Source organism: Streptomyces sp. NBC_01775 (genome assembly GCF_035917675.1).
In the GTDB taxonomy this organism is placed as follows: Bacteria; Actinomycetota; Actinomycetes; order Streptomycetales; family Streptomycetaceae; genus Streptomyces.
The window spans coordinates 6,924,148-6,945,865 of sequence record NZ_CP109104.1; the positions used below are offsets into that span (position 1 = coordinate 6,924,148).

At 73.4% G+C, this 21,718-nt stretch carries 22 protein-coding genes and 1 riboswitch; of the genes, 9 read left to right on the plus strand and 13 right to left on the minus strand.

Annotation, left to right across the window (positions count from 1 at the left end; all coding sequences use genetic code 11):
• The first annotated feature begins 17 nt into the window (after window positions 1–17).
• Together OHB04_RS30765 and OHB04_RS30770 are read left to right on the plus strand one after the other, a co-directional pair.
• Window positions 18–1,223, plus strand: coding sequence for a uroporphyrinogen-III synthase (locus OHB04_RS30765; RefSeq protein WP_326690897.1), 1,206 nt, complete (start codon window positions 18–20; stop codon window positions 1,221–1,223).
• On the plus strand, window positions 1,220–1,999 hold the full coding sequence (locus OHB04_RS30770) for a sirohydrochlorin chelatase (RefSeq protein WP_326690898.1): 780 nt from the start codon (window positions 1,220–1,222) through the stop codon (window positions 1,997–1,999). The genes OHB04_RS30765 and OHB04_RS30770 overlap by 4 nt, the downstream gene beginning before the upstream one ends.
• 57 nt (window positions 2,000–2,056) lie before the next feature.
• Here OHB04_RS30770 and OHB04_RS30775 read toward each other — a convergent pair whose 3' ends face one another.
• Together OHB04_RS30775 and OHB04_RS30780 are read right to left on the minus strand one after the other, a co-directional pair.
• Window positions 2,057–2,284 carry a DUF397 domain-containing protein gene (locus tag OHB04_RS30775; RefSeq protein ID WP_326808740.1) on the minus strand — a complete coding sequence of 76 codons (228 nt, stop codon included), beginning with the start codon at window positions 2,282–2,284 and terminating at the stop codon, window positions 2,057–2,059.
• A gap of 13 nt (window positions 2,285–2,297) precedes the next feature.
• Window positions 2,298–3,143, minus strand: a complete 846-nt coding sequence (locus tag OHB04_RS30780) for a helix-turn-helix domain-containing protein (protein ID WP_326692996.1) — start codon at window positions 3,141–3,143, stop codon at window positions 2,298–2,300.
• A 179-nt stretch (window positions 3,144–3,322) separates the two neighbouring features.
• Window positions 3,323–3,441, plus strand: a riboswitch (SAM riboswitch).
• Window positions 3,442–3,656: 215 nt separating this feature from the next.
• On the opposite strand from OHB04_RS30780, the gene OHB04_RS30785 reads away from it, so the two are divergent.
• The gene (locus OHB04_RS30785) at window positions 3,657–5,108 is read left to right on the plus strand and encodes an aminotransferase class V-fold PLP-dependent enzyme (RefSeq protein ID WP_326690900.1); all 1,452 of its coding nucleotides are present in this window, start codon (window positions 3,657–3,659) and stop codon (window positions 5,106–5,108) included.
• Between the two features lie 36 nt (window positions 5,109–5,144).
• Here OHB04_RS30785 and OHB04_RS30790 read toward each other — a convergent pair whose 3' ends face one another.
• Together OHB04_RS30790 and OHB04_RS30795 are read right to left on the minus strand one after the other, a co-directional pair.
• Window positions 5,145–5,795, minus strand: a complete 651-nt coding sequence (locus OHB04_RS30790; RefSeq protein ID WP_326692997.1) for an NAD(P)-dependent oxidoreductase — start codon at window positions 5,793–5,795, stop codon at window positions 5,145–5,147.
• Window positions 5,796–5,866: 71 nt separating this feature from the next.
• Entirely contained in the window at window positions 5,867–7,003 is a 1,137-nt protein-coding gene (locus OHB04_RS30795) for an MFS transporter (protein WP_326808741.1), read from the minus strand.
• Window positions 7,004–7,195: 192 nt separating this feature from the next.
• On the opposite strand from OHB04_RS30795, the gene OHB04_RS30800 reads away from it, so the two are divergent.
• Window positions 7,196–8,086, plus strand: coding sequence for a LysR family transcriptional regulator (locus OHB04_RS30800; RefSeq protein WP_326690902.1), 891 nt, complete (start codon window positions 7,196–7,198; stop codon window positions 8,084–8,086).
• A gap of 39 nt (window positions 8,087–8,125) precedes the next feature.
• Here the strand turns inward: OHB04_RS30800 and OHB04_RS30805 are convergent, their stop codons facing one another.
• The 9 genes from OHB04_RS30805 to OHB04_RS30845 form a co-directional block, all read right to left on the minus strand.
• Entirely contained in the window at window positions 8,126–8,362 is a 237-nt protein-coding gene (locus tag OHB04_RS30805) for an aromatic-ring hydroxylase C-terminal domain-containing protein (protein WP_405803248.1), read from the minus strand.
• A gap of 197 nt (window positions 8,363–8,559) precedes the next feature.
• The gene (locus OHB04_RS30810; RefSeq protein ID WP_326690903.1) at window positions 8,560–8,919 is read right to left on the minus strand and encodes a hypothetical protein; all 360 of its coding nucleotides are present in this window, start codon (window positions 8,917–8,919) and stop codon (window positions 8,560–8,562) included.
• 9 nt (window positions 8,920–8,928) lie between these two features.
• Window positions 8,929–10,308 carry a glycerate kinase family protein gene (locus OHB04_RS30815; RefSeq protein ID WP_326690904.1) on the minus strand — a complete coding sequence of 460 codons (1,380 nt, stop codon included), beginning with the start codon at window positions 10,306–10,308 and terminating at the stop codon, window positions 8,929–8,931.
• 92 nt (window positions 10,309–10,400) lie between these two features.
• Complete coding sequence (locus OHB04_RS30820) at window positions 10,401–11,849, minus strand: SLC13 family permease (RefSeq protein WP_326808742.1); 1,449 nt, start codon at window positions 11,847–11,849, stop codon at window positions 10,401–10,403.
• 115 nt (window positions 11,850–11,964) lie between these two features.
• Entirely contained in the window at window positions 11,965–12,624 is a 660-nt protein-coding gene (locus OHB04_RS30825) for a response regulator transcription factor (RefSeq protein WP_326808743.1), read from the minus strand.
• Window positions 12,621–14,039, minus strand: coding sequence for a sensor histidine kinase (locus OHB04_RS30830; protein WP_326692998.1), 1,419 nt, complete (start codon window positions 14,037–14,039; stop codon window positions 12,621–12,623). Before OHB04_RS30830 ends, OHB04_RS30825 begins: the two co-directional genes overlap by 4 nt.
• 88 nt (window positions 14,040–14,127) lie before the next feature.
• A complete protein-coding gene (locus OHB04_RS30835; RefSeq protein WP_326690907.1) occupies window positions 14,128–14,475 on the minus strand; it encodes a hypothetical protein in 348 nt (115 codons plus the stop codon).
• Window positions 14,476–14,587: 112 nt separating this feature from the next.
• Window positions 14,588–14,869, minus strand: coding sequence for an Lrp/AsnC family transcriptional regulator (locus OHB04_RS30840; RefSeq protein WP_326690908.1), 282 nt, complete (start codon window positions 14,867–14,869; stop codon window positions 14,588–14,590).
• Window positions 14,866–15,624 carry a rhomboid family intramembrane serine protease gene (locus OHB04_RS30845; RefSeq protein ID WP_405803247.1) on the minus strand — a complete coding sequence of 253 codons (759 nt, stop codon included), beginning with the start codon at window positions 15,622–15,624 and terminating at the stop codon, window positions 14,866–14,868. Before OHB04_RS30845 ends, OHB04_RS30840 begins: the two co-directional genes overlap by 4 nt.
• Before the next feature lie 175 nt (window positions 15,625–15,799).
• Here OHB04_RS30845 and OHB04_RS30850 point away from each other — a divergent pair, with 175 nt between their 5' ends.
• From OHB04_RS30850 to OHB04_RS30870, 5 genes are all read left to right on the plus strand, one after another.
• Window positions 15,800–16,039, plus strand: coding sequence for a hypothetical protein (locus OHB04_RS30850; RefSeq protein ID WP_326693000.1), 240 nt, complete (start codon window positions 15,800–15,802; stop codon window positions 16,037–16,039).
• A gap of 182 nt (window positions 16,040–16,221) precedes the next feature.
• Entirely contained in the window at window positions 16,222–17,523 is a 1,302-nt protein-coding gene (locus tag OHB04_RS30855; protein WP_326693001.1) for an NYN domain-containing protein, read from the plus strand.
• Between the two features lie 372 nt (window positions 17,524–17,895).
• Window positions 17,896–18,921 carry a C40 family peptidase gene (locus OHB04_RS30860; RefSeq protein WP_326690909.1) on the plus strand — a complete coding sequence of 342 codons (1,026 nt, stop codon included), beginning with the start codon at window positions 17,896–17,898 and terminating at the stop codon, window positions 18,919–18,921.
• A gap of 258 nt (window positions 18,922–19,179) precedes the next feature.
• A complete protein-coding gene (locus OHB04_RS30865; protein ID WP_326690910.1) occupies window positions 19,180–20,244 on the plus strand; it encodes a C40 family peptidase in 1,065 nt (354 codons plus the stop codon).
• Between the two features lie 124 nt (window positions 20,245–20,368).
• Window positions 20,369–21,691 (plus strand): hypothetical protein, encoded by a 1,323-nt coding sequence (locus tag OHB04_RS30870; RefSeq protein WP_326808744.1) that lies wholly within the window; start codon window positions 20,369–20,371, stop codon window positions 21,689–21,691.
• The last annotated feature ends 27 nt before the right edge of the window (window positions 21,692–21,718 follow it).

A 21,718-nucleotide genomic window follows, 5' to 3' on the forward strand; every position in this document is an offset into this window, starting at 1 on the left:
AGCTGAGAGGAGACGCGGTGTCGGCACCTGACCCGTCGCGGAACCGCACGGGATCCGTTCCCCCGCTGGCGGGGTTCACCGTCGCGGTCACCGCCGCGCGCCGGGCCGAGGAGCTGGGCGCGCTGCTGGAGCGGCGCGGCGCCGAGGTCGTCCACGCGCCCGCGCTGCGCATCATCCCGCTGGCGGACGACGTCGAACTGCGCGACGCCACCAAGGAACTGGTGGCCCGCCCACCGGACGTGGCCGTCGCCACCACCGGCATCGGCTTCCGCGGCTGGATGGAGGCCGCGGACGGCTGGGGCGAGGGCGAGGCGCTGCGCGGGGCGCTGGCCGCCGGCGAACTGCTGGCCCGGGGCCCCAAGGCGTGCGGCGCCATCCGCGCCGCCGGGCTGCGCGAGGCGTGGTCCCCGGCCTCGGAGTCCTCCACCGAGGTCCTCGAACGCCTGCTGGACCGCGACGACCTGGCCGGGCTGCGGATCGCCGTCCAGCTCCACGGCGAACCGCTGCGGGACTTCATCGACGCGCTGCGCGGCGCGGGCGCCGAGGTCGTACCGGTGCCGGTCTACCGCTGGACCGGACCCGCCGACCCCGCCCCCCTCGACCGTCTCCTCGACGCCCTGCTGGCGGACGGCATCGACGCCGTCACCTTCACCAGCGCCCTGGCCGCCGCCGGGCTCTACGCCCGCGCCGAGGAGCACGGCAAGAGCGAGGCGCTGACCCGCGCGCTGCGGGAGCGCACCCAGGTCGCCTGCGTCGGCCCCGTCACCGCCGCGCCGCTGCTCGCCCGCGACATCCCCGCCTACTGGCCCGACCGCTTCCGCACCGGCGCCCTCGTCCGCAGGCTCTGCGACAGCCTGCCCGCCGCCGCGCCCACCCTGCCCGCCGCCGGGCACACCCTCCAGGTGCGCGGCACCGCCGCCGTGCTGGACGGCGAGCTGCGGCCGGTGAGTCCGGGTCCCATGGCCGTCCTGCGCGCTCTGGCCCGCCGCCCGGGACAGGTGCTCTCCACCACCGACCTGCTGCCCGCGCTGCCGGGCGGCGGCAAGGACGAGCACGCTGTCGAGTCCGCCGTCGGCCGCCTGCGCACGGCGCTCGGGGCGCCCGCCGTGGTGCAGACGGTGGTCAAGCGGGGCTACCGCATCGCGCTCGACCCGGCGGCGGCCTGCGAGCCGGACGAGGGAGACATGCGGGAGACAGGAGAGACGGGGGAGACGGGTTCATGACGGCACTCGCGCGCACCGCCCCGCGCGGAGAACGGGACGGGCAGGGGTACGGGCACGGAGGCAAGGACAGGGGCGGGGGCCGGGCCGAGGTGCTGCTCGTCGCGCACGGCACACGCAGCGCCGAGGGCACCCGGACGGCACGGGAGCTGGCGCGCGGCCTCGCGGCCCGGCTGCGGCGGCCGGTGGAGGTGGCGTACGCGGATGTGCGCGGGCCCACCGTCACCGAGGCGCTGGCGCGCCGCGCGGGACCGGTCACCCTCGTCCCCGCCTTCCTCGCGTCCGGCTACCACGTACGGGCCGACATCCCCGCACAGGTCCGCCGCGCGGGCGCCGCCGAGGTGCTGGCGACCCCCGCGCTGGGCGCCGATCCCGCGCTCCTGCCCGCGCTGGCCGACCGTCTCGCAGCGGCGGACGTACGCGAGGGGGACAGCGTCGTGCTCGCCGCCGCCGGCTCCAGCGACCCAGAGGCCCGCGCCGAGGCGCACACCATGGCCGGGCTCCTGGGCCGCCTGCTGCACCGCCCGGTGCCCGTCGCCTGGGCCGCCACCGCCGAGCCCTCCGTCGCCGCGACGGTCGCCCGGCTGCGCGCGTCGGGCGCCCGCCGGGTGGCCGTCGCCACCTGGCTGCTGGCCCCCGGCGTCTTCGCCGAACGCCTCGCGGCCAGCGGCGCCGACACGGTGGCGGCGCCGCTCGCGGCCCACCCCTCGGTACTGGAGACGCTGGCGCGCCGCGTCACCGAGACCGAGCGGGTGGCTCGCGCCGGGCGGGCCGCGTAGCGGGGTGAGTGCGGCTGAGTGGCTCAGCCCTCATGACTCAAGCTGAATTCGGTTGCCCTACACGTGAGTTCGCGCCGCCTGCGGTTGCGCCTCCGCGCCCTTGAGGGCGCTGATGAACGCGGTCCAGGCGTCGGCACCGCAGTGGAATGCTCCGAGCGAGCGGTTCTTGGAGTCGCGGACCGCGACGGTGGCTGCGCCGAGGTGTCGGCACTCCACGCAGTTGGCGCCAGCATTGCTGGTGTAGGAGGACGTGTACCAGGTGCCGTCGGTGATGTGTCGCAGCATGATCCTTGGTCCTTCACTCTGAGTCGAGATCTCTCGCGATGTCGGAGATCAGATTCATGGACTGACGCGTGGACAGAGCTGATGACCGGATTTGGTCAAACGCCATCCTGTAGCGCTTGACCGGCGCATCGTCCTCAAGGTATAGAGCGCCATCCAAATACTCTACGTTCACCACATCCAGGTCCATGGGTTCGGGATACGAGTAGATGAGGAATCCGCCCATCAAGCCCAGATGCACGCCTTGGGCGTAGGGCAGCACCTGGATCGTGCGACGCGGCGGCTTACTCACTTTCGTCAGATGCCATAGCTGCTCCGCCATGACCTTCCGGCCCCCGATCTCCTGGCGCAGCGCGCTTTCCGTCACCACGCAGACGTAGTGCGGCGGTCGCTCTCTCGCGAGAATTTCCTGCCGCGCCAGACGAACCGACACGTGCGATTCGACCTCTGTGTCGATCAGTTGGGGAGGAAGCTGGCTGATTACGGTGGCCGCATATGCCCTCGTCTGAAGGAGTCCCGGGATGAGCTGCGGATCGAACACGCAGATCTGCTCCGCGTCGCTCTCCATGCTCAGGGCCTCTTGGAAGCTGGGGTCCAGCATCTCCCCGTACTGGCGCCACCAACTGCGCTTATGTGCCTCGATTGAGAGGGCCGTCAGCCCCTCGCGCAGGCGCGCGTCCTTCACCCCGTACAGCTCCAGCAGCGCCTCCAACTCCAGGCGCGTGATGCGCTGGCGGCCTGTCTCCAGGCGGCTCATCTTCGTGTTGTCGCCGTGGATGCGCTTCGCTGCTCGGTCGACCGGGATGCCAGCTGCTTCGCGGAGTGCCTTGAGCTCGGATCCGAGCTTGCGTCGGCGCGAGATGGCTGAGGGCTTCGGCTATGTGCCGACCGCTGGGGGCAAGCGCGTGTGGGTCCGAGTGCGGGCGTCAAGGGCTGGGCGTCAGGGGTGATGTCCGACGAGTCATGGGCCCGAGGGGCCCTGTCCGGCATGCGGACGGGGCCGTGTGCGGGATCAGGGGGCTGTGGCATACTCCTCGACCAGGTCACGAGCGACAGCGATCAAGGCCCCGGCCCGCTGTCCGGCAACCCTCCGTCCGTGGCGGGGTGCCCCGGGTGATGACCAGGCCGTAGGACAGCAAGGTCCGCGGCAAGCGCGGGTCCCTCATTCCAGGGTCCCTGGTCTACGAGGGAGTCTTCTGTGAGCCAGCGAATGCGATAGGGCCGTCGGACCGTTCCCGGTCCGGCTCTTCGGCCCCTTCCCCGGTTCCGTACCTCCGGTATCCGTATCGCCGGTACCTCCGGCAGTCGTCGCCACCTTCACCTTCACCGCCGTACGTGTTTCCGCCGTGCGCGCGCTCTGCTCATGGGAGACCTCATGTCCTTCGCCAGTGCTTTTGCCCCGGTTTCTTCCTCCGTCGAGGCCCCCGGCGGCTCCTGTTCCGCCGCCCCGGACGCCCCGGACGCCCCGAACACTCCCGCCGCCCCGGCCGCCCATGGCTCCCCCCTCGCCGTCCTCGGCCGCGATGTGCGCGTCCCGCTGGTGACCGGTGGCGAGGTGACCTACGCCGCGCTCGACTACGCCGCCAGCGCCCCGGCGCTCCAGCGGGTGTGGGACGACATCGCCGCCTACGCGCCGTACTACGGCAGCGTCCACCGGGGTGCCGGCTACCTCTCCCAGCTCTCCACCGAGCTGTTCGAGCAGAGCAGGCAGGCCGTCGCCGAGTTCCTCGGCTGCCGGGAGGGCGACCAGGTCGTCTTCACCCGCGCCACCACCGACTCCCTCAACCTGCTCTCGGCCGTGCTCCCGGCCGGTACCCGGGTGTTCGTGTTCGAGACCGAGCACCACGCCTCACTGCTGCCGTGGCGCAGCCACGACGTGACCTACCTGGACGCGCCCCGCTCGCCCGAGCAGGCCGTCGCCACCTTGGAGTCCGCGCTGCACGGCGCGCCCGCCGGCCCCAAGCTGGTGTGCGTCACCGGCGCCTCCAACGTCACCGGCGAGGTCTGGCCGGTGCGCGAGCTGGCGCGTGCCGCGCACCGGCACGGGGCCCGCATCGTGCTGGACGCCGCGCAGCTCGCCCCGCACCGGCCCGTGGACCTGGGGGAGCTGGAGGTCGACTGGGTGGCCCTCTCCGGACACAAGCTGTACGCGCCCTTCGGCGCCGGGGTGCTCGCGGGCCGGGCCGACTGGCTGCGCGAGGCCGAGCCCTACCTCGCGGGCGGCGGCGCCAGCCGCCGGGTGGAGCGGCGTACCGACGGCGGGGTCGACGTGGAGTGGCACACCAACGCCGCGCGGCACGAGGCCGGTTCGCCCAACGTGATCGGCGCCTACGCCCTCGCCTCGGCCTGCCGCGCCCTGACCGAGGCCGGGTTCGACAGCCTGGTGGCCCGCGAGGAGGAGCTGCTGGCCAAGCTGCGCGCGGGGCTCGCCGACGTGCCCGAGGTCACCGTCCTCTCCCTCTTCGGAGAGGGCGCCGACCAGGTCGGGGTGCTCTCCTTCGTCGTCGAGGGCTGGAACAGCTCGCACTTCGCCGCCGCGCTCTCGGCCGAGCACGGCATCGGGGTGCGCGACGGCCTCTTCTGCGCCCACCCGCTGCTGCGCACCCTCCTCGGCCAGCAGGGGGACACCCCCGGCGAGTGCGGCGCCCCGGAGGCGGCTCCCGGCGAGCGCTCGCTGAACGCGATCCGCGTCAGCTTCGGCGCCGGGACCCCCGACGAGCACGTGGACCGCTTCGTCGCCGCCGTACGGCAGCTGGTCCGCGACGGCGCGCGCTGGAACTACCGTACGGAGGACGGCCGCTGCGTCCCGCAGGACGTGGCTGCCTGAGCGCGGCTCTGCCCCCAGGGGTCCGGGGCACGGGGTTCAGTAGGCCACCGTGAAGCGGGCCCTGTGGTGCTCGGGCCGCTCCGCCTCGTCCACCAGGGCGACCGCCAGGTCCTCCATGGAGATCGCGGAGCGGCCCTCGGCGTCCAGGAGGAGCTCGTCCCCGCCGAGGCGGTAGCGGCCCGTGCGCGTGCCGGGCTCCAGCAGCGCGGGCGGGCTCAGATACGCCCAGTCCGCCTGGGGCGGCGCGTGATGCAGGCAGATGGCGAGCTGCTTGTCGCAGGCGCGGGCGATCGCCCGCCACTGCGGGGGCACGAAGCGCGGGTCGTCGGCGGCGCGGACCGTGCCGCCCGTGCCGGGCACGGTCAGGCTGCCGGCTCCGCCGACGAGCAGCAGCCGTACGCCGGTGGCGCCGGTCCCCGCGAGCAGGCCCCGGGCGGCCATGGTCAGCCCGTCCTCGTTGCCCGGCGCCGGGCGGGTGGCGCCGACGACCAGGTCGTGTCCGTCGCTCAGCGCCGCCACGTCACCGGCGTCGGCCGCGTCGCCCACCCGGTGCGCGGCCGAGGGGTGCAGGGCGGGGAAGCGGACGGGGTCGCGGACGACCGCCGTGACCTCGTGGCCCCGGGCGAGCGCCTCGGTGACGACCCGGCTGCCGACGTTGCCCGCAGCTCCGAAGACCGCGATGCGCAGTGTCATGCCGCTCAACTCCCTGTGTCGATATAGCTCTTGATGTATATGCCGTCACGGTTCGGCCGCGTGGCTCAGGCGCGCGCCGCGGCGATCCGTTCCAGTGCCCACAGCGCCAGCGCGCCCGCCGCCAGCGCGGCTCCCAGGGCGCACACTCCGCTCCAGCCGCCGCGCGCCCAGATCACGGCCGTCAGGGCCGAACCGGTGGCGCCGCCGATGAAGAAGCTGGTCATGAAGACGGAGTTGAGGCGGTTCCGGGCCTCGGGGCGCAGCGCGTACAGCACGGTCTGGCTGCTGTTGAGCACCGCCTGCTGGCCGATGTTCAGCGCCACCACGCCGAGCGCCAGCCACGGCAGGGAGCGTTCTCCGGCGAGCATCAGCAGCCAGCCGCCGCCGAGCGTGAGGATGCCGAAGCCGGTCACGTGCTGGACGTAGCCGCGGTCGTTGAGCCGTCCCGCGAAGGTCATCGCCAGCACGCCGATGACGCCGAGGAGTCCCACCAGCCCGATCTCCCCCTCCGACCAGCCGAAGGGCGGGCGGGCGAGCAGGAAGGTCACCGCGGTGATCTGGCCGCTGTAGGAGGCGAAGGCGAGGGCGCTGAGTGCCGAGCGCCGGCGCAGCAGCGGTACCTCGCGCAGCAGGGAGAAGGACGAGCGCAGCAGGGCCGGGTAGGAAAGCCGGGCCGTCGGGCGGACGCGCGGCAAGAAGCGGTGCAGCAGCAGTGCCATCACCGCCACGGGTATCGCGCTGACCCAGTACACGGTGCGCCAGCCGCCGAGCGTGGCCAGCGCGCCGGAGACGGTGCGGGCGAGCAGCCCGCCCAGCAGGATGCCGGACATCACGGTCGCCACCGCCTGACCGCGCGCCGCGTCCGGCACCAGCGCCGCCGCGTAGCCGACGACGACCTGTGCGCCCACCGCCGTCAGCGCCACCGCGACGGTTCCCGCCAGCAGCGCGGGGCCGTTGGGCGCGGCGGCCGTCAGTGCGAGGAAGAGCGCGGTCGCCGCCATCAGGGTCACCGCGAGGCGGCGCCGGTCGAGCACGTCGCCGAGCGGGACGATCAGCAGCAGGCCCAGCGCGTACCCGAGTTGGGAGGCGGTCACGATCAGACCCGCCAGGGTGCTGCTGATGTGCAGGTCGCGGGTGATCAGGTCGAGGAGGGGCTGCGCGAAGTAGTTGCCCGCGCAGGAGAGTCCGGTGGCCGTGGCCATCAGCAGGAGGAGGCCCCGGCGCGGCGCGCGGTCCGCCGGTTCCCGGAGGGGGAGCGGGGCATCGGGTGGTGCGGCGTGAGGTGGTGCCGAATCCATCATGTGCTCAGGCTGCTGCCCGGGATATCAATGAGTCCAACACATCCTTGTCATCCCAGCGATCGTGGAACGAGATGGGTCTCGTACGCTGGGCGCATGGAACTCCAGCAGCTCCGCTACGTCGTCGCCGTCGCGGAGACCGGCGGCTTCACGCGCGCCGCAGAGCGCTGCCTCGTCGTCCAGTCGGCGCTCAGCCACCAGATCGCCAAGCTGGAGAAGGAGCTGGGGGCGCGGCTGTTCGAGCGCAACAGCCGCCAGGTGCGGCTCACCCCCGCGGGCGAGGCGTTCCTCCCGGCGGCCCGCCAGTCCCTGGAGGCCGCCGAACGCGCCGCGGCCGAGGTCGCGGCGGCCACCGGCGAGATCCGCGGCACCCTCGCCCTGGGCGCCATCAGCACCATCGCCTCCGTCGATGTGCCGCGCGCGCTCCGCGACTTCCACGACCGCTATCCGCAGGTGCGCATCAGACTCACCTCGCGGCGCAGCGAGGACCTGGTCGAGGAGGTACGCGGCGGCACCCTGGACCTGGCGTTCCTCGGAGTGACCCCCGCCTTCCGCGCGAAGGGCGTCAGGAGCCACACGCTGGTCCAGGACCGGCACGTCGTCGTGGTCGCCCCCGACCACCCGCTGGCCCGGGAGGGCGCGGGGCGCGCGGGGAAGCCGCTGGAGCTGGCGCGGCTGGCGGAGGAGGCCTTTGTCGACTTCGCCGCGGGCAGCAACGCCCGCGCCCAGACCGAGGAGACCTTCGCCGCCGCCGGACTGCACCACGATGTGGCCTTCGAGGTCTCCCACTGGGAGTTCCTCGCGGCCCTCGTCCGCAACGGCATGGGCATCGCGCTGCTGCCCGCCACCTTCGTCTCCCAGCTCTCGGGCCTGTGCGTGCTGCCCGTGCGCGACGGCCCCCGCCGCGAGGAACGCCTGGTGTGGAGCGAGACCCGCCTGACCCCGGCGGGCGCGGCCTTCCTGGCGGGGATGGGCGTACGGGACTGAGCCCCCCGGCGCACCGGGGGGTGGCCGTAGCAGGCCGTATCAGGCAGTCGTCAGGCTCGCGTTGATCGCGGGGAGCAGGGTGTTCCGGGAGGCGGCGGCGTCGTCCTCGGGGCCGTCGGCGGCCCAGCAGACGTAGCCGTCGGGACGGAAGAGCAGGGCGGCGGCGCCCGGTTCGCGCGTCTTCCCGGCCCCGTCGGGGCAGGTGGCGCGGACGAGGTCGACCGAGGCCGGGAGCCGGAGACCCGCCGGGACGACACCGGCGAGGTCGAGCAGCACGGCGTGGCCCGAGCCGAACAGCCCTGGCCTACGGCGAGCCCGCAGGCGAGCGCTACGCCGGGGCCGTCGACGACGCCGAGCACGCCTTCGCCCTGCTGGAGCACGGCTTGCGCGAGCTGCGCGCGTAGCGGCGACGCCCTCCCGCCGCCGCCCCACCGGAACTCATGCCGCCGGAGCCCGCGTCACCGGAGCCCGCGTCACCGGAACTCGTGCACCACCTGGATCGGCCCGACGATGTGCGCGTTGAACTCCGCCAGCTCCTCGGCCGGCACCCACAGCTCCAGAATCGTCCGCCCGCCCGCCTGCTGGACGGGGTACCGCTTCAGGAACTCCGACTCCACCTCGAACCGCGTCACGAAGCCGGCCCCGTCGTGCTTGACGTTCCAGTCCCGTGCGATCCGCACCGCGTAGTCCTCGTTGAGAACGGGATAGAAGATCGGCTGCTCCGGCAACCGGGCCGGCCACTCCCGCCACCCCGACTCCCGCACCAGTGCCAGCTCAACGGGCCCCACCGGCCGCCACAGCACACTCGTCCTCGCCGCCCCGCTCCCACTCATCCCCCGAAGCTACCGACTCGTTCCGGCCCAGGACCACCCGATTCCCTCCGGGACCGGTTCCTCCGCCGCCGTGGCCGCCCGGTTCGACAGCAGGCCGGCGAAGGGCTGAGGGGGACGAGGGGGATGAGGAGGGCGGGGCTGGAGGCGGGTGCCCAGTAGGACCATGCGGAGGGCGTGTTCGGTGGCGTCGGCCAGATACGCGGGCGCGTGGGTGAGGGCCTCGGCCAGGCCCAGCGGGGCGGGGAGTATGGAGCCGTAGGCGTCGATGCCGGTGGCGCGGGTCTCGTGGGCGCCCTCGCCCAGGGTCCCGGCCAGCGCGAGTACGGGCTTGCCGAACGCCTTCGCGCGGCGGGCCACTTCGGCGGGGACCTTGCCGCGTGCCGTCTGACTGTCGAGGGAGCCCTCGGCGGTGAGGACGAGATCGGCGCGGGCCAGCCGGGCATCCAGGTCGAGGCGGTCGAGCAGGACCTCGAAGCGGGGCAGCAGCCGTGCGCCGAGCGCGGCCAGGCCGGCGCCCAGGCCGCCGGAGGCTCCCGTCCCCGGCGCCGTACGCAGGTCCGTACGAGGCTCCGGAGGTGAATCCGTACGCAGGTCCGTACGCGGCTCGGCCTCCCGCTGTGCGGGTCGTCCTCGTACGTCCCGCTCCAGTACGTCCGCCCAGCGGTCCAGCCCCTCTGCCAGCGACTCGACCTGGGCGGGGGTCGCGCCCTTCTGGGGGCCGTAGACGCGGGCGACCCCGGAGGGCCCGCACAGCACGTTGAACGGGTTGCAGGCGACCAGGAGTTCGGTGTCCCGCAGCCTCGGGTCGAGGCCCGAGGGGTCGATACGGTCCAGCAGGGCGAGGGCGTGCCCGCCGCGCGGCAGCTCCGCGCCGGCCGCGTCCAGCAGCCGCGCGCCGAGGGCCTGGAGCGCGCCCGCGCCGCCGTCGGAGGTGCCCGAGTCGCCGCAGCCGACGAGCACGCGTCGCGCCCCCGCGTCCAGCGCCGCGCCGATCAGCTCCCCGACCCCGTAGGTCGTCGTCGTGCCCGGGTCGCGGCGGTTCGGGGGAACGAGGGACAGCCCGGCGACGGCCGCCATCTCCACCACCGCGGTCGGCAGGGAGGTCGGCAGGGTCGGTCCCGGGGAGGGGCCGCCCGCCGGGCCCAGCAGCGCGAAGTGCGTCCGCACCGGGTCGCCGACCGGACCGGTGGCCGCATGGGGCAGCAGCCGGCCGCCCGTGGCGAGGGCCAGCGCCTCGGCCGTACCCTCGCCGCCGTCCACCAGCGGGATCAGGTCGAGCGTGGCCTCCGGGGTGACCCGGCGGATGCCCTCGGCCATGGACTCGGCGGCCTGCCGGGCGGACAGCGACTCCTTGAAACCGCTGGGGGCCAGCGTGAAGTGATACGGCATCAGATACTCCAGGGAGAGGGAAAGGGGAAGGGGGAGGGGAAGGGGGAGGGGAAGGCCGGACGGGCCGGGGGCGGGGAAGAGGCAGGCGCGACTCACCGCACGGGCACGCCCAGCAGTGGCCAGACCGCGAGGGCGAAGGCGAGTACGAGCAGGGCCGTCAGCGGCGCCAGCACGGCCGACAGCCGCAGCAGGTCACGCGGTGTGTACGTCGGCGTGTGCGCGGGGGCGCCGGGCACCTCGGCGAAGAGCGCCACCGGCTTGGCGGAGGCGGGCAGCGTGTGGCAGAAACCGGCGGCGGCGGTCGAGGCGAGCGCGGCGGAGACCGGGTTGACCCCGGCGCCCGCCGCAGCGGCCACCACCAGCGGCACCAGCACACTGGAGCGCGCCGAGCGCGACTGGAGCAGCAGATGTGCCCCCGTACTCACCACCACGACGGCGGCGAGGAACGCCCACGGCGGCACGGCGGCCCCGCCCGGCAGCCCGCTGACCAGCCATCTCGCGGCGCCGGAGTCGGACAGTGCGAGTCCCATCGCCATGGTCGCCGCCATGAACAGCAGCAGCGACCACGGCACCGTCTTCAGCGCGTCCCTCAGCCCCACCGTCCCCAGCGCGGGTGAGGCGGCCACCACGGCGCCGGTCAGCGCGACCAGCGCGGGCGAGATCCCGTGCAGCGGCTCGCTGCACCACAGCGCGACGACGGTGACCAGTAGCAGCGCCGCCCTGGCCTCCGGCGGGGAGAGCGGCCCGGTGACGGTGGCCTCCGAGTGCCGCTGGATGTCCTCGACCGTGATACGGACGTCACCGCGCCGCTCCGCGCGGCGCGTGGTCGTCAACAGCACGGCCTCGGCCGTCAGATGGGAGGACGCGATGGCCAGCGGCAGCCCCAGCAGCAGCCACTGGGTGAAGCCGACATGCTCGCCCGCCGACTCCCACAGCACGCTGACCGTGATCAGATGCGCGCCCGCGCCGATCAGCGTCGCCACGGCCGACAGCAGGATGACGGTGGGGAACAGCAGCGCGAGCATCACCACCAGCCGGCGGCGCTCCCGCAGCACGGCGGCCAGCGCGAGGAAGACCGGCAGCGCCAGCGCGGCCCGGCCGGAGGTCGCCGGTATCGCGAAGGCGCTCACCACCAGCGCGGCCGTCGTCAGATGCACCAGCTGCCGCACCGAGCGCGCCCCGCTGACCAGGAACGCGGCGGCCCGCGCCGCCAGCCCTGTCCGGGAGACGGCGGCTGCGAGGACGAAGGCGCAGATCAGCAGCCACACCGTCGCGTCGCCCAGGGTGCCGAAGAGGGTGTCGGAGGAGATGACACCGGTGGCGGCCAGCGCCAGCCCCGCGCCGAGCGCGATATAGGTGTCGTCGATCGGGGTGCCGATCCACGCGCAGGTCGCCAGTACGAAGACGGCCAGCGTGATCCGCGCGTCCCCGCCCAGCCCGGCGAAGTTGCCGGGCACCGCGAGCAGCGCGCACACGCTCAGCGCCCCGCAGAGAACACAGAGGGGGACCGCCTGCCGGAGAGTGAGCGCCGCTGCTGTCATGGACAGGAGTCTTCGGCCCGGGTATGAGCCCCCAATGAGCGCGTTATGAAGGCGACTTCATGCGGGCCCTCACGAAGGGGGCGTCGCGCAGGCCCTCACGAAGGCGGCCCAGCCCCTACGGCAGCCGGTATCCCATACCCCGCACCGTCTCCACCCGCTCGGCGCCCAGCTTCTTGCGCAGGGCCCGGACATACACGTCCACGATGTTCGAGCCGGGGTCGAAGTCGTAGCCCCACACGTGCGAGAGGATCTGCTCGCGCGCCAGCACCTGCCCGGGATGGCGCAGGAACAGCTCCAGCAGCACGAACTCACGAGCCGTCAGGTCCACCGTGCGCCCGCCCGCGCGGGCTCTGCGGGTGCGCAGGTCCAGCGACAGCTCTCCGCTGCGCAGCACGGTGACCTCCGGCACCCGCGCCGCCGTACGCAGCCGCAGCCGCACCCGGGCGAGCAGTTCCTCGAAGCGGAACGGCTTGGTCATCCAGTCGTCGGCGCCGCCCTCCAGCCCGGCGACGGTGTCCCGCACCGAGTCCCGCGCTGTCAGCACGATCACGGGGACCGTCACCCGCGCCTCGCGCAGCTCCCGCAGCACGGTGAACCCGTCCTTGCCCGGCAGCCCGATGTCGAGGACGACCAGGTCGAAGCCGCCGCTGCGGGCGTAGTGGTAGGCCGTGTCACCGTCGGCGGCCACCGTCGTGGTGAAGCCGCTGGCCCGCAGCCCCTTCTCGACGAACGCGGCGATCCTTGCCTCGTCCTCCACGATCAGAATCCGGTTCATGGCTCCTCCCCTGGAGTCCGGTGTGCGCCGTCCCGTGAGGCGCCGTCCGCCGCCTCGTCCCGTGCGTGGTCCGGGAGGAGGAGGACGAAGGTGGCGCCGCCGCCGTCGGTCGTCCGCGCGGCGACCCGGCCGCCGGGGTGTCCCTCGGCGATGGCCTTGACGATCGAGAGGCCCAGCCCCGCGCCGCTGCCCCGCGAGCCGCGCCGCGCGGTGCCTCTGCGGAACCGCTCGAAGATCACCTCGGCGTCCTGGGGGCTGACCCCGGGCCCGCTGTCCGCGACGTACAGCTCCACCGCGCCCTCCTCGGGGCGGCGCCGCGAGCCGATCCGTACGGGGGCGCCGGGCGCGGTGTGCTGCACGGCGTTCTGGGCGAGCTGCACCATCGCCTGGGTGACCCGCTGCGGGTCGAGCAGCACCGTGCCCTCGGCCACCTGTGCGAGCTGCCAGTCGCGCTCGGCCAGGGTGCGCGCCTTGACGAAGACGTCCGCCGTCAGCTCGGCCAGCTCCACCGGTTCGGGCGTGACGAAGTCGGGCCGCTCGGCCTTGGCGAGCAGCAGCAGGTCCTCGACGATGCGGCTCATCCGGTCCAGCTCGTCGGTGACCACCCGTACGGTCTCCTCGCGCTCCTCGGGCCCGTCGCCCATCAGCTCCAGGTGGCCGCGGACGATGGTGATGGGGGTGCGCAGTTCGTGCCCCGCGTCGTCCACGAACTGCCGCTGCCCGGCGAAGGCCCGCTCCAGCCGGTCCAGCATGGCGTTGAAGGTCTCGGCCAGCGCCGAGATGTCGTCCCGGCCGCGCACCGGGATGCGCCGCGTCAGGTCCTGCTCGGTCAGCTGTGCGGCCGTCGTGCGCACCAGCCGTACGGGCGCCAGGATGCGGCCCGCGACCGCCCAGCCGATGCCGCAGGTCAGCAGCAGTGCGACGCCGGATATGGCCAGCAGGACGCGGAAGACCGTCTCGGGCCCGGCCTGTTCGCGGTCGATGTGGAGCGCCGTCACGAAGGTGCCCGACGGTGCGCCGCCGCCCGGCTCGATGGTCACCCGCGCCCAGCGCACCTCGCCCTGCGCCCTGTGCAGGGTGCCGCTGCGCGCCTCGCCGGAGACGATACGGCGCAGCGCCGCCTTGTCCCGGTGCAGCGGCAGGGCGGAGGGGATGTCGCGGCCCTGCCGGATGACCTTGCCGCGCACCACGCCGAGCAACTCCTCGTCGGGGTCGGAGTACTGCCGCTCCAAGAAGACCTGAAGCAGCCGTCTGGCGTCGGTGAAGGGCCGCCCGGTCTCCGGGTCCCGGCCGCGCCGTACGAAGTTGGCGAACTCCCCGGTCTCCTGCTCCAGCAGCCGCGTCACGCGGTGTTCCACGTCCCGGACGAGGATCGAGCGGGTGGTGGTGGCCACCGCTCCGAGCGCCACGGCCATGACGGCCAGCAGCCACAGCAGGATGCGGACCCGCGCCGATATCCAGGTCGGTGCCGTGGACCTCGCCGGGCCCGGACCCCGCGGCTCCTCACCCGTCGTCGCCCGGACCGTCGTCGTCCCGCTCGTTCTTGTCGTCGCCCCGGTCGTCGTTGCCGTCGGTTCCGTCATCGTCGCTCGCATCGTCGGTGGCCGGCGGCTCGTCGGTGGCGGGCGGACGGGGCACCGTCTCGTCGCCGGGCGGCCGGGAGGCGGAGCCCGAGGGCTTGCCCGGCGTGCCGGGCGAGGAGGTGCCGGACGGTCCCTCGCTCTCCAGCTCGACCTTCGCGGGCGGCTCGGGAGGGTCCGGGCTGTCGGTGAGCGCGTAACTGGTGACGGCGATGCCCAGCGGGATCGCCACCACCGCGGCGAGAGTCGCTATGCGGTGGGAGAAGGCCATACGGGGAAGGCTGCCCGGCGCACCCCGCCCCCGGGATGAAGCCCGGATGAGGAAACCTTCATCAAGGAGTCAAGGCCGCTCAGGAACCAAGGTGCTCAGAGAGCGGGGCTGCTCAGGAGTCCAGGCCGATGGCGAAGGCCGACTCCAGGTCGTGTTGCGAGTACGTACGGAAGGCGATGTGGGTCTCCGTCGACTCCACCCCCGGCACCTTGCTGATCCGGCCCGGGATCACCTCCGCCAGGTCGTCGTGGCGGGCCACCCGGACCATGGCGATCAGATCGTGCGCACCCGTCACCGAGTAGACCTCGCTGACACCCTCCAGAGCGGCGATCTGCTCGGCGATCTCGGGGATGCGGTCGGTGCTGGTCTTGATGAGCACGATCGAAGTGATCACGGCTGGGTCTCTCCCTCTGACGCCGGGGTTGGCCCCGTCACCTTAGCCCGGCGGTATCTCAGCCAGGCGTAGAGGAAGCCGAGGGCGAAGCCGACCACATGAGCCAGGTACGCGACGCCGGGACCGTCCCCGTCCTGCCGCGCGGCCAGCCACTGGAGCGTCAGCCAGAACAGCAGGACGGCCCAGGCGGGGAAGCGCAGTGGCAGGAAGAAGAGGAAGGGGAAGACGCTGGTGACCCGGGCGCGGGGAAAGAGGTAGAGAAAGGCTCCGAGGACGGCGGAGATCGCCCCCGAGGCGCCCACCAGCGTCTCGGCGGACCCGGGGTGTGCCGCCGCGTAGCAGAGCATCGCGGCATAGCCGGTGGCCGCGTAGAACAGCGCGAAGCGCGCCGCTCCCATCCGCCGCTCGACCAGCCCGCCGAAGACGAACAAGAAGAGCAGGTTGCCGAGCAGATGCAGCCAGTTGCCGTGCAGGAACAGCGCGGTCAGCGGCGCCGTCAACGGCCGGAGCGCGCCGCTCAGCAGCGTGTGGGGCACCACCCCCCACCGGCTGAAGTAGTCCGACTGGGCCTCGCGCAGCGCCGCACCCGTGCCGTAGGAACGGACGAGGCCGGAGGCGGGCCCGGTCAGGAAGATCAGGCAGCAGGAGCCGATGAGGGCGTAGGTCATCAGGGGCCGCGCCCCCTCGTGCGGGCCGTGGCCGCCGTGCGGGTCGCGGTCCTGGGGCGTCGCGTCAGCGCGGTCCGTGGCGTCCATGGCCCGGATCATGACGGCTGGGTGTCGGCCCGTACTCCCCGACACACGCGGCGGTCCGCAGGCCGTAGGGTTTAAGGGAAGAGAGCCCGCGCTGCATGTCCGCGACGTGCCGTACGAAGTCGCCCCGGTCCCCGGAAGCCGACCGGGCGATCCAACGATGAGACGAGGCGAGACGATGGCGGTCCCCACGCCCACGGCCGAGACCCGCTGGCGCTGCACCCTGTGCGGCAATCTGACCCGGTTCGACGTGACGCGCTCCAGCAAGGTGGTGGAGTACGTCCATCTGGACCTGGCCGGTGCGCCGAAGGTGGAGGAGCGGGAGGTGCTCAGTGAGAGCATCGAGTCCGTGCGCTGCCGCTGGTGCAACGCGGTGGACCAGATCGAGCTGGTGGACCGGCCGAGCGCAGAGGTCTGAGGACTCAGGAACGGCAGGTGTGACCGGTGGTGGAACGGACGGGTGGTGACCGCGAGCAGTCGGCCTCGGCTGCCCAGGCGGGAGCGGCCCCCGCCCCGCCCGGGGAAGACACCTCGAGCGAGGATGGCCGGGCCCCCGGCGAGGACCAGGCCCGTGAGGAGGAGCAGCCCCGCGAGGAAGGGCTGGATCGGCCGCTGCCGGAGAAGGTGCGGCACAGGGTCGTCGCCTTCACCGGTGAGGCACTCGGCGGGCTGACCATCGCGGAACTCCCCGCCCCGTTGCGGCAGTACGCCCGCTTCACCCCCCAGCGCCGCGCCAAGTTCGGCGGCAACGCCATGGCGGCTGCCCTGGAGAGCGACGCCGCCTTCCGCCAGCGCATCGGCGCCCGGCTGCGAGAACAGGTTCCCGAGTTGTCGGCCGCACTCGACGAGGGAACGCCGCCGCCCGCCGCCGACCCGGTGGACGTGGCGGCGGCGGCCTATGTGCTGCGTCCGGCGGGCTGGGCCAAGCTCGTGGCCGCCGCGGGCGAGGAGGCCCAGCGCGCCCAGGCGGAGCGCGCGGGCGAGGAGGCCCAGCGGGAGCTGACGCGGCTGCGCGAGGAGCTGGACCAGGCCAGGGGAGCGGCCCGCGACGAGGGGGAGCGCGGCCGGCGCGAGCTGGAGGCACTGCGCAAGGAACTCGACGGCACCCAGCGCAAGCTGCGCAGCGCCCAGGCCGACGTACGCCGCGGCGAGGCGGCCCAGCGCAAGCTCCGGAGCGAGCTGGAGGCGGCACGCGGCGCGGCGAGCGCGGAGAAGACGGCGGCCGACAGCGAGGTCCGCCGGCTGAAGGCCCGCCTGGCCGAGGCCGAAACGGCGCTGGAGTCCGGCCGGCGCGCGGCGCGCGAGGGCCGCAGCGTCGAGGACATGCGCGTGAAGCTGCTGCTCGACACCGTGCTGGACGCCGCGCAGGGGCTGCGCCGCGAGCTGGCGCTCCCGCCGTCCGAGAGCCGCCCGGCGGATACGGTCGAGGCGGTCGAGCCCGGCAGGATGTCCCCCAAGGACGTGGCCGCGCGAGCCCTTTCGGAGACCGACCCCGCGCTGCTCGACCAACTCCTCGCGCTCCCGCAGGCCCACCTGGTGGTGGACGGCTACAACGTCACCAAGACCGGCTATCCGGCGCTGCCGCTGGAGAAGCAGCGGCTGCGGCTGCTGGGCGGACTCGCCGTGCTGGCGGCCCAGTCGGGGGCCGAGGCCACCTGTGTCTTCGACGGCGCCGAGCTGGCCGCGCCGGTGCTGCTCGCGCCGCCGCGCGGGGTGCGGGTGCTGTTCTCCAAGCCGAAGCAGACCGCGGATGAGCTGATCCGCCGTCTGGTGCGCGCCGAACCCCCGGGCCGTCCCGTGGTGGTGGTCTCCTCCGACCGCGAGGTCGCCGACGGCTGCGCCGCGGCGGGCGCCCGGCCGGTCGCTTCCACGCTGCTCCTCAAGCGCCTTGCGCGCACCTGAGATCGACCCCGCGCCGGGGCCCGCGCCGGAGCTCGTGACGAGGCCCGCGCGAAATCCGCACCGGAGCCGCACAACTGGAGCGCACGGGAGCCGGTAGGAGCCTGCACGGTTAGCGCTCCGTGAGCCCGTGCTCGCTGGCTGTGGGTGTTGAGTAAAGAATGCGCTTGTGGGGCGCCTTTTTCTCTGAGGGATTTGATCCGATCAATGGGCATGGCTAGTGTCTGGCCTCGAACCTTCGCTCGGTTGATCACCTACCCGGGGTGACAGCGGAGGACCGCCTTGTTCCGCCGAGTTGAGACCGCCCAGTCGCAGTGAACGCGGAGCCGGAAGTGACCGACCGGCAGGCGGCTGAGGAAGAAGGAGCTCGCCCCAGTGGCGTCCCACCGTCGTCCCAAGCAGCCGAGCCGCACACGCGTCAGCGTCCTCACGGTGACCGCAGCGGCAGCCGTCGCCCTCACCTCCCAGGCGGCCCACGCCGATCCGCAGTCCTCCAAGAAGGACGTCAAGGAGAAGGTCGACAAGCTCTACGAGGACGCCGAGGCGGCCACCGAGAAGTACAACGGCGCCAAGGAGAAGCAGAGCAAGCTCCAGACGCAGGTTGAGAACCTCCAAGGCAGCGTCGCGCGCGGTCAGGGTGACCTCAACAAGATGCGCAACAAGCTCGGTTCGATGGCCACGGCGCAGTACCGCTCGGGCGCCATCGACCCGTCCGTGCAGCTCTTCCTCTCCTCCGACCCGGACAACTACCTGGACCGGGCCTCGGCCATGGACCAGTTGAGCACCAAGCAGGCCTCGGCGCTCAAGAAGATCCAGGCCAAGCAGCGCACCCTCGCCCAGCAGCGCAAGGAAGCCTCCGGCAAGCTGAAGGACCTCGCCAGCACCCGCAAGGAGCTGGGCGACAAGAAGAGCAAGATCCAGGGCAAGCTCTCCAAGGCCCAGTCGCTCCTCAACTCCATGAGTGCCAAGGAGCGCGCGAAGATCGCCGCCAAGCAGAAGCGCGCCGACCGCGCCTCCAGCGACCGGGCGGATCTGGGCAACTCGAAGGGATCCGGGCGCGCGGGCGCCGCCTTCGCCGCCGCCAAGACCAAGATCGGCTCGCCCTACGTGTGGGGCGCCACCGGTCCCAGCTCCTTCGACTGCTCCGGGCTGACCTCCTGGGCGTACAAGCAGGCGGGCGTCTCCCTGCCGCGTACCTCCCAGGCGCAGGCGAGCGCGGGCACCAGGATCCCCAGCCAGAGCCAGCTCAAGGTCGGCGACCTGGTGATGTTCTACGACGACCTGCACCACATCGGCCTCTACGCGGGCAACGGCCAGGTGCTGCACGCGCCCAAGCCGGGTGCCAACGTGCGCTTCGAGTCGATCAACAACATGCCGTTCATGTACGGCGTGCGGGTCTGAACTACCGCGTGCGGGCCTGAACTTCCGGCGGGTTTCCGCCTGATCACCAGGCAGTGTGATGAGAGGTAAACGTCGTTCTTCCGGGTGAAACCGGCCGGGTGCGGATGACCTTCGAATCCGGCCGGTGACCTGCACCGTAGGCCACTTGCACAGGGACCGTGCCGATTCGCCGACGAGGCGCGGTCCTTGGACCCTCTGTAAGGACGCGGCTACATTCTGCGGGCGCAACTTCGCCTAGCGGAAGGACCGCCTCCTCCAGTGGCATCGCACCGGTCCCCTCGACGTACCCCGCAGCCCGGACGCGGCTGGCCCACCCGGGTCACCGTGGTCTCGGCAGCGGCGGCGGGCGCGGCATCCGCGCTCGCCCCAGCGGCACCGGCGGGCGCCGAGCCCGCCGACCACAAGCCGTCGTCCGCCACCGTCAACGCCCGCATCGACCGGCTCTACGAGCAGGCGGAGGGCGCGACGGAGAAGTACAACGCGGTCGCCGAGCGCACGGGCAAGCTGCGCCGCCAGGTCGAGCACACCCAAGACGCCGTCGCACGCGGCCAGTCCAAGGTCAACCGCATGCGCGACGCCCTCTCCGCCCTCGCCGGGGCGCAGTACCGCGGCGGCGGCATCGATCCGACCGTGGCGCTGATGCTCACCGAGGACCCGGACGGCTTTCTCGACAAGGCCGCGACCCTCGACCGCATCGGCAGCCGCCAGCTGGTCAAGCTCCGCCAGCTCCGCACGGCTCAGCGCGTCCTCGCCCAGCAGCGCAGCGAGGCGTCCGGGAAGCTGGAGCAGCTCGACAGCCTCCAAAGCGCGCTCAAGGCCCAGAAGCGGAACGTCCAGAAGAAGCTGGGCGCCGCCCAGCGGCTGCTGAACCGGCTCACCCCCGACGAGCGCGCCAAGCGCGAGCGCGCCTCGCGCGGCGGCGACCGCAAGAAGGCCCCCGGGGGCGCCGCCCCCGGCTCCGGCATGAAGGCTTCCTCGGGGCGGGCGGCCGAAGCGGTCGCCGCGGCCAGGTCTGCCGTGGGCAAGCCGTACGCCTGGGGCGCGACGGGGCCCGGCGCCTTCGACTGCTCGGGCCTCACACAGTGGGCGTACGGCCAGGCGGGCACGTCCATCCCGCGCACCTCCCAGGCCCAGCGCTCCGCCGGCCGGCAGGTCCCGCTCAGCCAGGCCCGCCCTGGAGACCTGGTGGTCTACCGCGACGACGCCAGCCACGTCGGGATGTACGTGGGCGGCGGCCAGGTCGTGCACGCCCCCCACCCGGGCGCGGCGGTGCGCTACGACCCGGTCGGCATGATGCCCGTCTCCTCCGTCACCAGACCCTGACCCGGCCGCCGCCCCCCCATCGCCGCCCCGCCCGCCGCTGTCCCGGCCCTGTCCCCGTCCCTCCCACGCTCGTCCCCGTCCGTGCGCTCGTCCCCCTCCGCATCCGCGCACGTACGATCGACGCGTGGGCACGCAGGGACGAGAGGGCCGGGACGGCGGGGACGGCCGGAGCGAGCATCGTCCGCGCCCGCACACAGGGCGCCGGGGGCGAGTGCTGAGCGGAATGCTCGCACTCGCCCTTCTCTTGGGGCTCACCGGCTTCGCCGCGTGCGGCGCCACGGGCCGGAACGGCCCCGGGCACGCCGTCTTCCAGGCGGTGCTGGCACACCAGGCCGCCGCCGTCCGCAAGGGCGACGAGCGCGGCTACCTCGCCACCCTCGACCCCCGCGCGCACACCTACCGCACCGAGCGGCAGCGGGTCTTCCACAACCTGCGCCGACTGCCGCTGGCCACTTGGTCCTACGAGGTCGCCAAGGTGACCCCCGCCGGTAGGGGCCGGGCCACCGTCGAGGCCCTGCTGCGTTACCGCCTGCGGGGGTACGACCGGGTCACCACCGCCTCCACCGAGCGCCTGCGCTTCATCCGGCGCGACGGCACCTGGCGCGTCTCGGCCGAGGCATCCGGCAGTGCCGTTCATGTGTGGGAGCAGGGCACGCTGTCCGTGGTGAAGGGCGCGCACAGCCTGGTGCTGGGCGTCGGGCACCGGCGCACCACGCTGCGCTCGCTCGCCCGGGCCGCCGACCGCGCCGTGCCCGCCGTCGGCCGCGCCTGGCCGGACGGGTGGTCGCGCCGCCTGGTCCTGGAGGCGCCCGCGTCCCTGAAGTCGATGGCCCGGCTGCTGGACACGCCCGCCGCCTCGTACGAGGGCATCGCCGCGGTCACCACCGGCGAGGCGGGCGGGGCCCCGGGTGCGAAGGACGCGCCCCCCGACCGCGTTCTCGTCAACCCGGACGCCTACGACGTGCTCAGCGAGGAGGGCCGTCAAGTCGTCCTGACCCACGAGGCCACGCACGTCGCCACCCGCGAGCGGACCACGGCCGCCACCCCGCTGTGGCTGTCCGAGGGGCTGGCCGACTGGGCCGGATACCGCGAGTCGGACCAGACGCCCCTTCAGGCGGCACCCGAACTCGCCCGCGCGGTCGCGGACACGAGTGGGGGCCACGGCGCGGACTCCGTGCTGCGCGCGCTCCCCGGCGACGACGACTTCCGCTTCGGCAACGACCCCGCGCGGCTCGCCCGCGCCTACGAAGGGGGCTGGCTGGCCTGCCGGATGATCGCCGAGCAGTGGGGAGCGGACCGGCTGACGGCGCTCTACAAGCGGGCCGGCCGGGAGAACGGGGGGAAGCGGCCCGGCACGGACGCCGCCCTGCGCGCTGTATTGGACGTCGGCCGGAAGGAGTTCACCGCCCGCTGGCGCGCTTACGTCATCCGGGAACTCGGCCGCTGACGGCTACCAGGGCTGACGGCTACCAGG